The 13,120-nt window shown below is 40.3% G+C and carries 10 protein-coding genes; 4 read left to right on the plus strand and 6 right to left on the minus strand.

Annotation, left to right across the window (positions count from 1 at the left end):
* Window positions 1-9 precede the first annotated feature (9 nt).
* Entirely contained in the window at window positions 10-1,752 is a 1,743-nt protein-coding gene (locus tag QWY93_RS15200; protein ID WP_290249245.1) for an endo-dextranase, read from the plus strand.
* Window positions 1,753-1,786: 34 nt separating this feature from the next.
* Window positions 1,787-3,259 (plus strand): SusE domain-containing protein, encoded by a 1,473-nt coding sequence (locus tag QWY93_RS15205; RefSeq protein ID WP_290249247.1) that lies wholly within the window; start codon window positions 1,787-1,789, stop codon window positions 3,257-3,259.
* Window positions 3,260-3,649: 390 nt separating this feature from the next.
* Here QWY93_RS15205 and QWY93_RS15210 read toward each other — a convergent pair.
* The 3 genes from QWY93_RS15210 to QWY93_RS15220 all read right to left on the minus strand — a co-directional run bounded on the left by QWY93_RS15210 (window position 3,650) and on the right by QWY93_RS15220 (window position 7,399).
* Window positions 3,650-4,821, minus strand: a protein-coding gene (locus QWY93_RS15210; protein WP_435380184.1) for an IS3 family transposase whose coding sequence is annotated in 2 segments (ribosomal slippage) — window positions 3,650-4,560 and window positions 4,560-4,821 — 1,173 coding nt in all. Because the reading frame shifts where the segments join, the coding sequence is not laid out codon by codon here.
* Between the two features lie 152 nt (window positions 4,822-4,973).
* A complete protein-coding gene (locus QWY93_RS15215) occupies window positions 4,974-5,924 on the minus strand; it encodes an NmrA/HSCARG family protein (RefSeq protein ID WP_290249248.1) in 951 nt (316 codons plus the stop codon).
* A 665-nt stretch (window positions 5,925-6,589) separates the two neighbouring features.
* On the minus strand, window positions 6,590-7,399 hold the full coding sequence (locus QWY93_RS15220; protein WP_290249249.1) for a glycerophosphodiester phosphodiesterase: 810 nt from the start codon (window positions 7,397-7,399) through the stop codon (window positions 6,590-6,592).
* Window positions 7,400-7,606: 207 nt separating this feature from the next.
* On the opposite strand from QWY93_RS15220, the gene QWY93_RS15225 reads away from it, so the two are divergent.
* A complete protein-coding gene (locus QWY93_RS15225; protein WP_290249250.1) occupies window positions 7,607-7,966 on the plus strand; it encodes a helix-turn-helix domain-containing protein in 360 nt (119 codons plus the stop codon).
* 201 nt (window positions 7,967-8,167) lie between these two features.
* On the opposite strand, the gene QWY93_RS15230 is transcribed toward QWY93_RS15225, so the two are convergent.
* Genes QWY93_RS15230 through QWY93_RS15240 form a run of 3 tightly spaced genes read right to left on the minus strand, consistent with a single transcriptional unit; the run spans window position 8,168 to window position 11,112 of the window.
* Window positions 8,168-8,878: an anaerobic ribonucleoside-triphosphate reductase activating protein gene (locus tag QWY93_RS15230; protein ID WP_290249251.1), complete on the minus strand. Its 711-nt coding sequence runs from the start codon at window positions 8,876-8,878 to the stop codon at window positions 8,168-8,170.
* Window positions 8,829-9,008, minus strand: coding sequence for an anaerobic ribonucleoside-triphosphate reductase (gene nrdD / locus QWY93_RS15235; RefSeq protein WP_290249252.1), 180 nt, complete (start codon window positions 9,006-9,008; stop codon window positions 8,829-8,831). Before nrdD ends, QWY93_RS15230 begins: the two co-directional genes overlap by 50 nt.
* 4 nt (window positions 9,009-9,012) lie before the next feature.
* Window positions 9,013-11,112 carry a ribonucleoside triphosphate reductase gene (locus tag QWY93_RS15240; protein WP_290249253.1) on the minus strand — a complete coding sequence of 700 codons (2,100 nt, stop codon included), beginning with the start codon at window positions 11,110-11,112 and terminating at the stop codon, window positions 9,013-9,015.
* A 182-nt stretch (window positions 11,113-11,294) separates the two neighbouring features.
* Between QWY93_RS15240 and QWY93_RS15245 the strand changes: the two genes are divergently transcribed.
* Window positions 11,295-13,100: a hypothetical protein gene (locus QWY93_RS15245; RefSeq protein WP_290249254.1), complete on the plus strand. Its 1,806-nt coding sequence runs from the start codon at window positions 11,295-11,297 to the stop codon at window positions 13,098-13,100.
* Window positions 13,101-13,120: the final 20 nt, after the last annotated feature.

Raw genomic sequence — 13,120 nt, forward strand, 5'->3', positions numbered from 1 at the left:
ACAAAAATTATGACAGGACTAATTGGGGTATTGTTGATACTTTCTTTAGGCTGTAACAATAAGGAGGAACCACGTCCGGACTCTGTGGATAAGGGAGAACAAATTACCCTGGATATAACCACCAATAAAGCCAAATATAATCCGGGTGAAACCATAGCATTCAGGATCCAAGGTGATGTGCCTTCCAATTCAAAGGTGAGTTATACCTTATTGGGAAAGGTAGTGGAAGAAAATCCCTTGTCCTCAAAAAATTGGGAATGGACTGCCCCAGAAACTGATTTTAAAGGTTATTTGGTCAAGATTACCCGACCAGATGAAAATGGTGGAGAGGAAGTTTTAGCCAGTGTGGGGGTAGATGTTAGCTCAGATTGGACCCGTTTTCCCCGGTATGGGTTTCTTTCCAAATTTCCTCAAATGAATGAAGAAGAAGTGGGGGAGGTGATTACTAATTTAAACCGCTATCATATCAATGGCCTTCAATTTTATGATTGGCATTACCAGCATCACCGCCCATTGGCTGGATCAGCAGAAGATCCTGAACCTGTTTGGAGGGATATCATCAATCGGGAGATTTATTTTTCTACCGTTGAAGAATATATTTCCAAGGCCCATGATAGAGGAATGAAAGCCATGTTTTACAACCTTATTTTTGGGGCCATGAAAACGGCCGAACAGGATGGTGTTTCCCCCGGATGGTTCTTGTACACGGACCCGAATCATCAGCAAAAAGATTTGCATCCCCTTCCCCAACCTCCCTTTGTCAGTGACATCTTTTTGCTGGATCCCTCAAACTCTTCCTGGCAGGATTATTTGATCCAGGAAAACCAGGAAGTTTATGAAGCGTTGCCCTTTGATGGATTTCATATGGACCAACTGGGCAAAAGGAACAAAGCCCTCTACACTTATGAGGGAAATTCAGTCCAATTGGAGAATACTTACCAGCCATTTATTGAGGCTATTAAAGATGGCCATCCACAAAAAGAGCTGGTGTTAAATGCGGTAAATCAATATGGGCAGGATGGGATTGGCCAATCTGAAACCGGATTCCTATACACGGAAGTTTGGGGTCCCAATGATCGTTATGAGCATCTGGCTGAAATTATCCAGAACAATCATGAATACAGTAACGGAGAAAAAAACAGTGTTCTGGCGGCCTATATGAATTATGATTTGGCTGATCAGGCAGGGTATTTCAATACCCCGGCAGTTTTGCTGACGGATGCAGTGATTTTTGCCTTTGGAGGAGCTCATCTTGAATTGGGTGAGCATATGTTGGGTAAGGAGTATTTCCCCAACAATAACCTACAGATGAGAAAAGATCTCAAGGAGCGGTTGGTGAAGTACTATGATTTTATGGTGGCCTATCAAAATCTACTTCGGGATGGAGGCAGCTTTAATGACCCAGTGGTTTCCAGTTATGGGCAGGTTTCTTTTGGTTCCTGGCCTCCACAGGCAGGTGAGGTGTCCGTGGTAGGAAAAGAAGTCGGGGATAAACAGGTGATTCACTTATTGAATTTTAGCAATGCAACCACTTTGAATTGGAGGGACAATAATGGCAATCAAGCCTATCCCCAAAAAAAGGAGAATGTTCATGTTGTGATCCAATCTTCCAAGCCGGTTCAAAAAGTCTGGTTGGCCTCACCTGATTTTAATGGCTGTTCAGCTAAAGAATTGGACTTTAAACAACAAGGCGATCAAGTATCCATCACACTTCCAACCCTGGAATTTTGGGACATGCTCGTTTTGGAATAACTGAAAATATTTAACCCATTTAACCCTTTTTATCATGAAAATATTTACTAATAATAAATTAATTTCAACTGTAAACTGGACCCTAACCTATTTAGGGATTATGATGGTAGCTTTGTTTTCCTGTCAGGAAGAGGAGGTGATAAGTCCATCGATTAACCGTACAGCAGAATTTTCTGCTTCAACCACTTCCCTTCAACTGAAGCAAAAAAACAGTAGTCAAAATGCCCTAACTTTCTCCTGGACAGCGGGATCCAACCGAGGCACCAATGCCAGGATAAATTATGCCTTACAATTGGTCAGGGAAGGTGGGGATTTTCAAAATGGCCTTACTTTAAATTTTGGCAGTCAGGTTTACCAAAGCGAATTCAAAGTGGGTGAATTCAATACCATGGTGAAGAATGAATTTGGCTTGGAGGCTGGAAAGACGCATGGCTTAGAAGCCAGGTTGGTGACAATAGTAAAAGATGATTCCATTGATCCGGTATATTCAGAAGCTATACAATTGGAAGTGATTCCTTTTGATCCGGTAACCTCCACCTTGTACATCATCGGGGATGCCAGTCCCAATGGCTGGGATGCCAATCAAGCTACCCCTTTGATTCCTGATGCGCAGGACCCAACCAAGTTTAGGGGACAGGTAGCTTTGACTCCAGGTAATTTTAAATTCATCACAGATTTAGGTGAATTCCTTCCTTCATACAATAAAGGGGAAGGAGAATTTTCATTATTTTACCGGGACAGTGATGAGGAACCTGATGAACAATTCAATGTTTCTGAGGCTGGTATGTATTTGGTGACTGTAAATTTGAGTGAATTAATCCTGACGCTTGAAAAGCAAGAGGGACCTGCATTTGAAAATTTATATATCGTTGGTGATGCCAGTGAAAGTGGCTGGAACATAGATAGCCCGACAGCATTTAAACAAAGTGAAGATGATCCTTTTGTTTTTACTTATGAAGGGATGTTGACCGAGGGTCAATTTAAAATTCTTGCCGGAGCCACAGGTGATTGGTGTGGCGAATGGTATAGGCCAACAACCGATGGACAAGATATTTCTAACAATGAGATAATTCAGTTATCTGGTTGTGATCCTGATTACAAATGGAAAGTGGACGCTGAGCAAGTGGGGTATTACAAAATTACATTGGATCAAAGGAATCTGACTATCGATATAAGTACGGTTAATCTGTATATAATTGGAGATGCTGGTCCTAATGGTTGGGACATTCAAGGTCCAATGCCTATGGAAAAAGATGGGGCGGTCTTTACCTATTCTGGACCATTAACCGCCGGAGAATTTAAAATCGCTAAATTCAAAGGGGATTGGTGCGATGGAGAATGGATCAATGCAGCAACCTCTGGTCAACCCATCGGTAATACAGACTTTATCTTTACCCAAGCTTGTGAAGGGCCGGATAATAAATGGAAAGTTTCTGAAAGTGAAGCTGGAGACTATACCATTCAAATTGATTTATCTCTAGAAACCATATCCATTACTGGCAATTAATGTAAAATATAAAACCTGAAGCAGTTAGGGTCAATAAATAAGAATTTGTTATATTGGAGCTTCATCCAAATAAAATTTGAATAAGCTAATTTGTTAATATTATAATCAAACCTGTTTACCTAAGAAAGCCCGCCAAAATTACTTTGGCGGGCTTTTAGCTTTTCAAATCTAGGAGCTCATTAAGCTTTGTTCGAGTTACAAGGGCGTCATTCCTATCCATTGGAGGCGGGGTAGGAATCCTGTAAAAAGGAGATGGCCCACTGGATTTGCAACAAAAAACTGGACAAATGATTAAGCTCTATGTTAATATAATAACGCCTGCCGCGGGCTCCTCAAATTGTCAGTGCGATATTGAAAAAAAAATCACCCTGACAATTTCGAGGTCAGTCTTTATACGGTAATTTTTTTGTTGGTTTTTCCGAACTGATCAGGTGATAGGTACCCAAGTGAGGAGTGTCTCCTGTTCCTATTGTACCAGATTTCAATAAATTCGAAAATTTCCTGTTTTGCTTGCATTACTGATCCGTATTTACGGTATCCTGTTTCCGATTTCAGGATTTTGAAGAAGTTTTCAGCTACTGCATTGTCCCAGCAGTTTCCTTTTCTGCTCATGCTCTGCCTCACCTTTTCAGAATCGAGTTCATTCTTGAATTCACCGCAGGCATATTGTACGCCCCTGTCTGAATGGAAAACCAGGTCTCTGAAAAAAGGCCTGTTGATCTGTGCCATTCGCCATGCCGGTATAACTGTTGCCCCGGCATGCATGGTGGTGGACATCGACCATCCGATTATCTTACGGTCATACAGGTCCATGATCATGGTCAGGTAAAGCCATCCCTCTTCTGTCCAGATGTAGGTAATGTCCGATACCCATGATTTTGCAGGGCCATCAGGGCTGAAGTTCCTGTTAAGCAGGTTCGGACTGATTCTGAAACTGTGGTTAGATTCAGTGGTACAGACACTGAACTTCCCCGATATCACACTCCTGAGCCCATTTGCTTTCATTATCCTGGCAACCCTTGGCCTGGACACCGAAAAGCCCCTGTCCCTAAGCTCAATGGTTATCTTCGGACTTCCATACCGGCACTTGCTTTCAGCATAGATTTTATGGATTTCCCTGGATACTTCTTCTCGCTCCTCAGCACATTTGGATGGTTTTCGGTTAAGCCAGCCATAAAAACCGCTTCTGCTTACTTTAAAAACCCTGCACATCTTTTCAACAGCAAACTCGTGCCTGTGAGCCCTTATGAACCGGAATATTTGTTGTCCCCCTTGGAAAAGATGCTTACTGCCTTTTTTAGAATATCACGCTCCAGTTCGGCTTCTTTCAGGGCTTTTTTCAAGGCAAGGATTTCTTTCTCTTCTTCTGTTAGATGCTGTTTCCCGTTTCCGGGAAAGCTGCTGGATTCACTTGCTTTAAATTCCCTGGCCCAACGCCTGACCAGGTCTGGTCCAATCCCAAGTTCTCTTCCAACTTCAGTACTTGTTTTTCCATTCAAATGAAGCTCTACGGCCATCGTTTTAAAGGCCTTGTCAAATGTTCTCCTTTCTCTATTACTCATTGTTTCAAATTTAAGAAAAGAGCTTAACTTATTGTCCAGTCAAAGGTATACACTCCACACCCTTTTTCCCTCGCTTACCCCAACGCGAAAGGGCTCGAAATGACGTTAGTGATATTGTTTCTCCAATTTTAAATTCTAGATCAGGTTATCAATTAATCCAAAGGTATTTTTGAGACATTTTCCCCCAACCACTTCTCCAAGGTTTTTAATTCCGGGTTGAGCTCTTTGGATTGTTTTTCATCCCGGTGCTGATTGCATACCGATTCAAAGTCCCGGTAGAATTGGAACATATTTCCAAGGTCATCTGCCCCAGGGAAACCAAAACCCCGGTACGTATCTGGAGTGACATTGTTATAAATGACTTCCTTGCCTATAGCTTTTGTCAATGCAGTGGCCATCTCCTGTCCGGTAAGCTTTTCCCCAGCTACACCGACGGTTTGTCCAATCATTATCTTTCCTTTTTTAAATATTCCATAAGCGCATTTCCCAATATCTTCGGAAGCAATTCCTGCCATCTTTTTATCATCCAGGGGAAAGGTCAAATAGAGTTTACCATCCTCACCTTTTTTGGGTCCGGCTCCAAAATAGATAAAGTTGTCCCAATAAAAGGAAGCCAGCAAAAAGGTGGTGGGCACATTTAAATCATGAAAAAAATGATTGGCTTGCCCTTTCATATCAAAATGGGGTACCTTGTAGTTGCCCTGAAGGGTTGGCATTCGGTCATCATCCAAAGGCACCCATTTTCGGGTATCCTCTAGGGTGGACCAAATGACATGTTGTAATTTGGCTTCATGAGCAGCTTCAGCCAGATTTTGGGCATGTTGATATTCCTTTTCCGGAGAAAAATGGTCCCAATAAAAGGTCACCAAATAAGCCCCATAGGCTCCTTCAAAAGCTTTTTTGAGGCTGTCTTTGTCTTCCACATCGGCCTCTACCAATTCTGCTCCCATTTTTTCCAGTTCTTGGGCTTTTTTTGAGCTGGAGTCCCTGGTAACAGCTCTGACTGCAAATTCACTGTTTTTATCATTTAAAATGGCTCGTGCCAGGCCACCGCCCTGGGCACCTGTAGCTCCCATAACCGTAATAATTTTCTTTTGTGGCATATTGAATTGATTTTAGATGAAACAAAACTTGCGGTAATCAAAAATTAGCGGGTCAGTTGGTGGTTGGGTAATACTTGTCAAACAGGTATACAATTTACCTAAAATACTTTAAAAATAATTTAGTACAACTGTTTCTTTTTCTGAAGGATAGGGTAGATGGAAATGAGGAAAATAGGGAGGAGAAAGATGGGTTAATGTAATAGTGGTAGGAATTTTATTAAATCAACTGGAGGACATCAATATTATTTCGAATGGGGAGAAAAAGGATTATCCGAGATTGGAATAGGATATATTCAAAATAAGTACCAGAGGCACACATCATCTTGTAACCTAGGAATTCATCCCTAGTGAAAATAGCCAAATAGCACCACAAAAGTGGCAGCGCCACGGCAGGTGAAATATATTGAAAGGAAGAGACTTAATTTATTAACAGCTTTAAATCAACCATACCTAAAGGCATTCCCGGTAACTATTCTTAAATCTCTAGAGCGGGTTAAAACCCGCCCTTACAATACTAGTCATGCCTAGCTGTATTTATCTTGCCCAAAAAATATTTATTTCAGTAATTTCAAAAACCCAGAAGAACTCCACTAATTACACAAATTAAATTGGATATATTTTTATTTTCAAATTATTTCGACCGTCCAACCTTCCAATCTTAAAACTTAATCAACCACTTCCTCACTTGTTTTGCCTGAGACGATTTCTAGCAACATTTCCGGTTCATCGGTGGTAATAAAGTCAGTCCCTTCTTCCAATAACCAGAGCATATCTTCTCTGTTATTGACCGTCCAGGAATTGATGGTTAAACCCAACTCCCTTGCTTCCTGAATCCATTGGGGATTCTCCTTTAATACTTTATAGTGGTAATCCAATCCCAAAAATCCATCCTCTTTGAGCTCCGCAGGGCTTTTGTCCCCATTAAGATAGGAAACCCGGGCATTTGGGTCCATCTCAATCACCTTTTTTCCCGCCTCATAGTCAAAAGTGATATAATCCACCCAATTTTCTGCCTTTAGTGACCAGACCAAATCCACTGATTTTTGGGCAATTTTAACACTTCTTTCCTGGCTGATTTCCGAGGGTTTGATTTCCAATATCAGCTTGGTTTTGGTTTGATCCATTCCTTCTTTCAAATATTCTTCCAGCGTGGGAAGGTGTTCCCCATTGGACAGTTTTTGGGTCAGCAAACTGGCATAGCTGGTTGTTTCAATGGGCATTCCATAGAAATCGGCATCATGGTTGACCACCAAAACCTCATCTTTGGTCATCCAAACATCAAATTCAGTCCCTTCACAGCCCAATTCGATGGCCCGGTTCAGGGAAGCCAAAGAATTTTGGGGAAGCTCTTGGGACTTCCAGGCACCACGGTGGGCAATGACTTTATTTTGAAGAAATGTTTCTTTTTGAGGTGTACAGGAAAGGGTCATAAAGAATAATAGAAATGCGGCCAATACTTTTGATAAAGGGCTCATTTTGGTGGTTTTTTAATATCAATTAAAATTCTAGCAAATGTATTAAAAAGGTGTGAATCAAGTGTTTATTTGATTGAAAATTAATAAAGAATTAATATCCAATACTTTTTGGCAACAAAGTCTCAAAGGTGATTTTAAGGGTTAACTATATACCGGTGCACAAAGAAATAAAATAACAATTGAAAAGACATTCAAAACATCTGAATCATGATCAAGTCAGAAAAAGAATACAGTGCCATTAATGAAAGAATAGAAGAGCTACTTTCTGTTCCCGAAAATATAGAAAACCCAGATGCTAAAGGTTATGTGGAATTGAACTTACTCTCAGATTTGGTTGCAGATTATGAAGAAAAACATCACCCTATCAAGTCTCCAAGTCTTACAGAAGCCATAGGACTCCGTATGCACGAACGTGGATTGAACCAAAAAGCACTTTCGGAATATTTAGGGGTAAGCACTTCTAGAATAAGCGAATATCTTAACGGAAAAAGCGAACATTACTTAAAGATTGCACGGGAAATAAGCCGGAAATTAGAAATTGAAGCATCTATTGTACTAGGGGTATAGCAAACATCTGCTGATGGACGTTTTATTTTGGCTTTTCTACCTTCGGAATGGGGTTTTATTAAATCGAACTGAGGTTATTAAGAAACCCAATATTTCTACAATTTGACAATTCAACAATACCACAAATAACCAGTTGTTCATAAATTATAATTAATCGAAATGCTGAATTTTAAATTGATTAGATGTGGAAATACTCAATCCTTAACTTTCCCTTTTAATGACTTTTATTTTATCAGTGGAAAGCTTTTCTACATTTCCTAAATTTTCAGATGGGCCCATATTGCCAATAGTTGGAACATCGTTGATAAAAGCTTGTAAATAATAGTTGCCTGTGTAAGCTCTTTTTTCTAAAAATTTAACCATCCGGTGCAGATCTTCCTGGCTGATCAGGTCAGAATGGACCGTAGTCCTAACTTCAAAATCAATTTTGGAATGGATCAAAAGATGGAGGGATTTTTCAAAATTACTGAATTCATAAGCCCCGGTTATCATATGGTAATTTTTGGGAAGTGATTTGAAATCCAATGCCACATAATCCACCAAATTGTAATCCAAAAGTAGCTGAAGACGCATTGGTAAGGAACCATTGGTATCCACCTTTACCAACATCCCCATTTTTTTGGCTTCCCGGGCAAGGATAAATGCTTCCTTATGAAGGGTACATTCCCCACCACTCAATACTACTCCATCCAACAAATTTTTTCTGGATTGAATGAATTCCAAAGCTTGGTTTAGGAATAGTTTCCCCTTCCCCTGGACTATATCCGGATTATAACAATACTGGCAACGCATATTACAGCCTGCAAACCAAATAATGCAGGCTGTTTTGTCCGGAAAGTCTAATAAAGTAAAAGGGGTAATATTATAAATTGGCCTTATGGCATTCCTCTGTAAAATGGACCCTTTGCTCATGTTCTCCTTTTTTTCCGATGTTGAAACTTTCTACCGGCCGGTAATACCCCATCACCCGGGTATAAACCAGACATTTTGTTCTTTTTTCGGTATGTTTTTCTAATAAGTTGGTGTTTAGAATTTTTTGCATGGATTTAATTGATTTGGTTTAATTGATCGATTAAAATTTCATCACATTTGGGACAATACTGGTGCTCGCCGTTGAGATATCCATGTTCAGGACAAATGCTAAATACTGGAGTCATAGTAATATAGGGCAAGCGGAAATTGGAAATGACTTTTCTTAATAAATTTCTACAGGCTTCCGGTGAACTGATTTTTTCCCGCATATAAAGGTGAAGCACCGTTCCGCCCGTGTACTTACATTGTAATTCATCCTGTAGCTGCAAAGCTTCAAATGGATCATCTGTATGATGGACGGGAAGCTGTGAACTGTTGGTGTAATAAATCTGCTCCCCTTGACCCGCTTGAATAATGCCAGGAAACCTTTTTTTATCTTCTTTGGCAAACCGGTAGGTGGTTCCTTCAGCAGGAGTGGCCTCCAGGTTATATAAGTTGCCCGTGGTTTCCTGGTAGTTTTTTATCTTTTGACGGATATGATCAAGGATTTCCTTGGCCAGTTCCATGCCATCAGGATGAGTGATATTGGATTTCCCTTGTGTAAAATTCAGGATCATTTCATTCATCCCATTGACCCCAATGGTAGAAAAATGATTCCTGAAATGGGGCAAATACCTTTTGGTGTATGGATAAAGGCCTCGATCATACATTTCCTGAACCATTTTTCTTTTCTTTTCCAGGGTGGATTTTGCCAAGTCCATCAATTGGTCCAAACGCTCATAAAGTTTGCCCTTTTGTCCTTTGAAAAGATAACCCAATCGGGCCATATTGATAGTGACCACGCCTATACTTCCTGTCATTTCCGCACTTCCAAACAATCCATTTCCTCTTTTCAACAATTCCCTTAGATCCAGTTGAAGCCGGCAACACATACTTCTGACGGCATTGGGTTTGTAAGCATTGGGATTTTCTTTCCGGTTTCCATTTTCATCCAAAATAAATTGGCTTCCAATAAAGTTTTGAAAATAGGAAGAGCCTGTTTTGGCCGTATTTTCAAATAAGAGGTCTGTATTTTTCCCATACCAATCAAATTCCTCCGTAATATTCACAGTAGGAATGGGAAAGGTGAATGGTTGACCATTGGCATCTCCTTCTGTCATAATGGTGTAATAGGCCTTGTTGATCAGGTCCATTTCCGGTTTGAAATGCTTATAACTTAATTCCCCGGGAGTGTTGACCCCTCTTTGACGGGCTTTTTCCATTAAATCAGGGTCAACACAATTTTTGAAAAGGTGGTGGTTTTGTTTCGTTGGAAATTGATCCTTAAGGTCTTCGGGAACTTCCCAGTCCAGGGTAATATTGGTAAATGGAGATTGTCCCCATCTGGCCGGAACATTCAGATTGTAAATAAAACTTCTCACCGCTTTCAGAATTTCGGAGTAGGTCAATTGGTCTTTAAAGACATAAGGTGCCAGGTAGGTATCGAAGGAACTGAAAGCCTGGGCACCTGCCCATTCACTTTGCAGGATACCCAGAAAATTCGCCATTTGACCTAAGGCTTCCCTAAAGTGGGAGGGGGCTTTGCTCTCAATTCTTCCTCGAACTCCATTAAAACCCTCATTGAGCAAAGCCCTTAAACTCCAGCCCGCACAATATCCTGTAAGACAATCCAGGTCATGAATATGGATGTCCCCATTTCTATGGGCATAACCTTCCTCTTTGTTATAAACTTTATCCAACCAATAATTGGCGATGATCTTACCAGCCACATTATTCACCAGTCCCGCATTGGAATAGGAAGTATTGGCATTGGCATTGACTCTCCAGTCTGTCTCTTGAATATACTCTTCTATAGTTTGGGTACTATTGACATAAGTAGTATCATCATTCAGGCCTGCAATATGTTCACGCTGTAATTTTCGGGTATGCCTGTATAGCATAAAAGAACGCATTACTTCAAAGTATTGGTACTGGAATAATACTTTTTCAATGCAATCTTGAATGTCCTCTACTGCCCATGTGGTTTTCATTTTTAGGGTTTCGATAATATCCTTGAAGGATTCTGGATCAAATGGGATTTGGACACTTTTGAACGCCTTTTCCAAGGCGTCTTTTATTTTATAAGGTTGGAATTTCTCGTAGTTACCGTTTCTTTTTATGACGAAATGTTCCATGAAGAATAGGCTTTTGGTTAAAAATTTTCTTCAAGGTAGCTCACCTGGATTGGCCTTGCTACAACATATATCATATCCAATCATGATAAAAATCATACCTTTTTGTCCTAAATAATTGGGCTTTTAGAAATAGTTTTGCAAGAGATTAAAAGTTGATTTTGAATAACAAATCCAATATTTCTATGAACCACAAAAATCGAAACCCTCATCAATTTCATATTCCTGTGATGGGGCTGGGATATACCGTTGACTCACCATTGAAAGTGGCCAGGTTTGGAATATCCAGCGTGGTTTCCATTATGGAAGATGAGCTCATTGAACAGATGAGAAAAGTCTATAGCCAAAAACTTAATTTACCTTTTACTATTATTGACCAAGGTTCAAAAGATGCCAGAGCAAAGCGGATCACAGCCTATTTGGACTTATTGGATGATATTATTCAAGGTCAAATAAAAGAGCTTAAGGAACAGCCTTTTGGTGAAGGAAAGGAGGTTGACCAATATTTTGAGATGCTTCCTTCATCCCATTGGCTTTCTATTATGTATAATAAAATGAAAACAGCTGGGCCTGAAGACAGGGTATTGTGGCAAAAACTATTGAGAAGATCCATAACTCCGGGAAGTGTGGATGTGAATATTATGACCAAGGTGGACAAACTCAGTTATGATGAAAATGGTCAGCCACTCCCTCGTGAGTTTTCTGACGGTTTGGCTGCCTTGCGAGGTTTTGCCCAAAGCAAATTAAATGCTTCAGTAGTCTTTTCAGCTGGGTTAAACCCAGCCTTATTTAGCTATACAGCAACATTTGGGGATTTTTTTCCAGATAAAAATGGAGACATCAAGAAAAAAATAATATTAAAAGTCAGCGATTTTAGATCAGCATTGATCCAGGGAAAATTTCTAGCCAAAAAAGGATTATGGGTATCAGAGTTTCGCGTAGAATCTGGGTTAAACTGTGGAGGGCATGCTTTTGCCACCGATGGAATGTTGATGGGCCCCATATTGGAAGAGTTTAAAACCAAAAGGGAAGAGCTCTCCAATACCCTTTGGGATTTATGCAAAGAAGTTTGGAATAATGAAGGAAAACAAATTCCCCAGTTTCCTTTAAATCCGAAAATAACCGCGCAGGGAGGTATAGGAAATTCTATGGAACAGCAGTTTTTATTGGATTATTATTCCCTCGATGGGACAGGCTGGGGAAGCCCCTTTCTCATGGTACCGGAAGCCACCTCAGTGGATAACGAAACCCTTCAAAAATTGGTCGATGCCAAAAAAGAAGATTTTTACTTAAGTCATGCTTCTCCTTTAGGGGTACCCTTTAATAATTTAAGGACCAGCAGTGCAGAAAAACAAAGAAAGGAACGGATAGCCAAAAACCGACCGGGGAGCCCTTGCTACAAAAAGGTATTGTCCTCTAATACAGAATTTACCGATCAACCAATTTGCACTGCATCCCGGCAATATCAGCACCTTAAATTAAAACAATTAAAAAAAGACCTGGGTGACAACGATCAATTTCAGGAAAAAGCCAACCAGATCATGGAAAAAGATTGTTTGTGTGAAGGGTTGGGTGCACCTGCTTTACTGGCCAATGGAACCCAACCCCCCAGAAACCTGAATGCGGTTACCATTTGTCCAGGACCCAATTTGGCCTATTTCAAAGGGATTTATAGTCTCAAGGAAATGGTGGACCATATATATGGAAAAGCCAATTTGAAGCTAGATCCTCAAAGACCCCAAATGTTTATCAAAGAACTCCAGCTATATGTGGATTATTTTAAAAAGGAAGTTCAAAAATATGTAGTTGAGCAGAGCCCTAAGTTAGAATCCTATCTGGATCGTTTCAGAAACAATCTTTTGGATGGCATGCAATATTACCAGGAACTGTTTGCTGGGCAGAAAGACGGTTTCCAAGCTTTGACAACTCAATTAAAAAATGAGTTGACCAGGATTCAAAAAGAATTGGAGGCCCCAAATATGGCAGTTTGATTGATAAAAACGATTAAGGC

Origin of the sequence: Echinicola jeungdonensis (genome assembly GCF_030409905.1) — a bacterium.
GTDB lineage: Bacteria > Bacteroidota > Bacteroidia > Cytophagales > Cyclobacteriaceae > Echinicola > Echinicola jeungdonensis.

Coding starts and splice junctions, on each gene's coding strand:
- QWY93_RS15240 (WP_290249253.1), bottom strand. CDS start 11,112: ATGGAACATTTCGTCATAAAAAGAAACGGTAACTACGAGAAATTCCAA.
- QWY93_RS15245 (WP_290249254.1), top strand. CDS start 11,295: ATGAACCACAAAAATCGAAACCCTCATCAATTTCATATTCCTGTGATG.
- nrdD (WP_290249252.1), bottom strand. CDS start 9,008: ATGCAAAAAATTCTAAACACCAACTTATTAGAAAAACATACCGAAAAA.
- QWY93_RS15200 (WP_290249245.1), top strand. CDS start 10: ATGACAGGACTAATTGGGGTATTGTTGATACTTTCTTTAGGCTGTAAC.
- QWY93_RS15220 (WP_290249249.1), bottom strand. CDS start 7,399: ATGAGCCCTTTATCAAAAGTATTGGCCGCATTTCTATTATTCTTTATG.
- QWY93_RS15230 (WP_290249251.1), bottom strand. CDS start 8,878: ATGAGCAAAGGGTCCATTTTACAGAGGAATGCCATAAGGCCAATTTAT.
- QWY93_RS15205 (WP_290249247.1), top strand. CDS start 1,787: ATGAAAATATTTACTAATAATAAATTAATTTCAACTGTAAACTGGACC.
- QWY93_RS15215 (WP_290249248.1), bottom strand. CDS start 5,924: ATGCCACAAAAGAAAATTATTACGGTTATGGGAGCTACAGGTGCCCAG.
- QWY93_RS15225 (WP_290249250.1), top strand. CDS start 7,607: ATGATCAAGTCAGAAAAAGAATACAGTGCCATTAATGAAAGAATAGAA.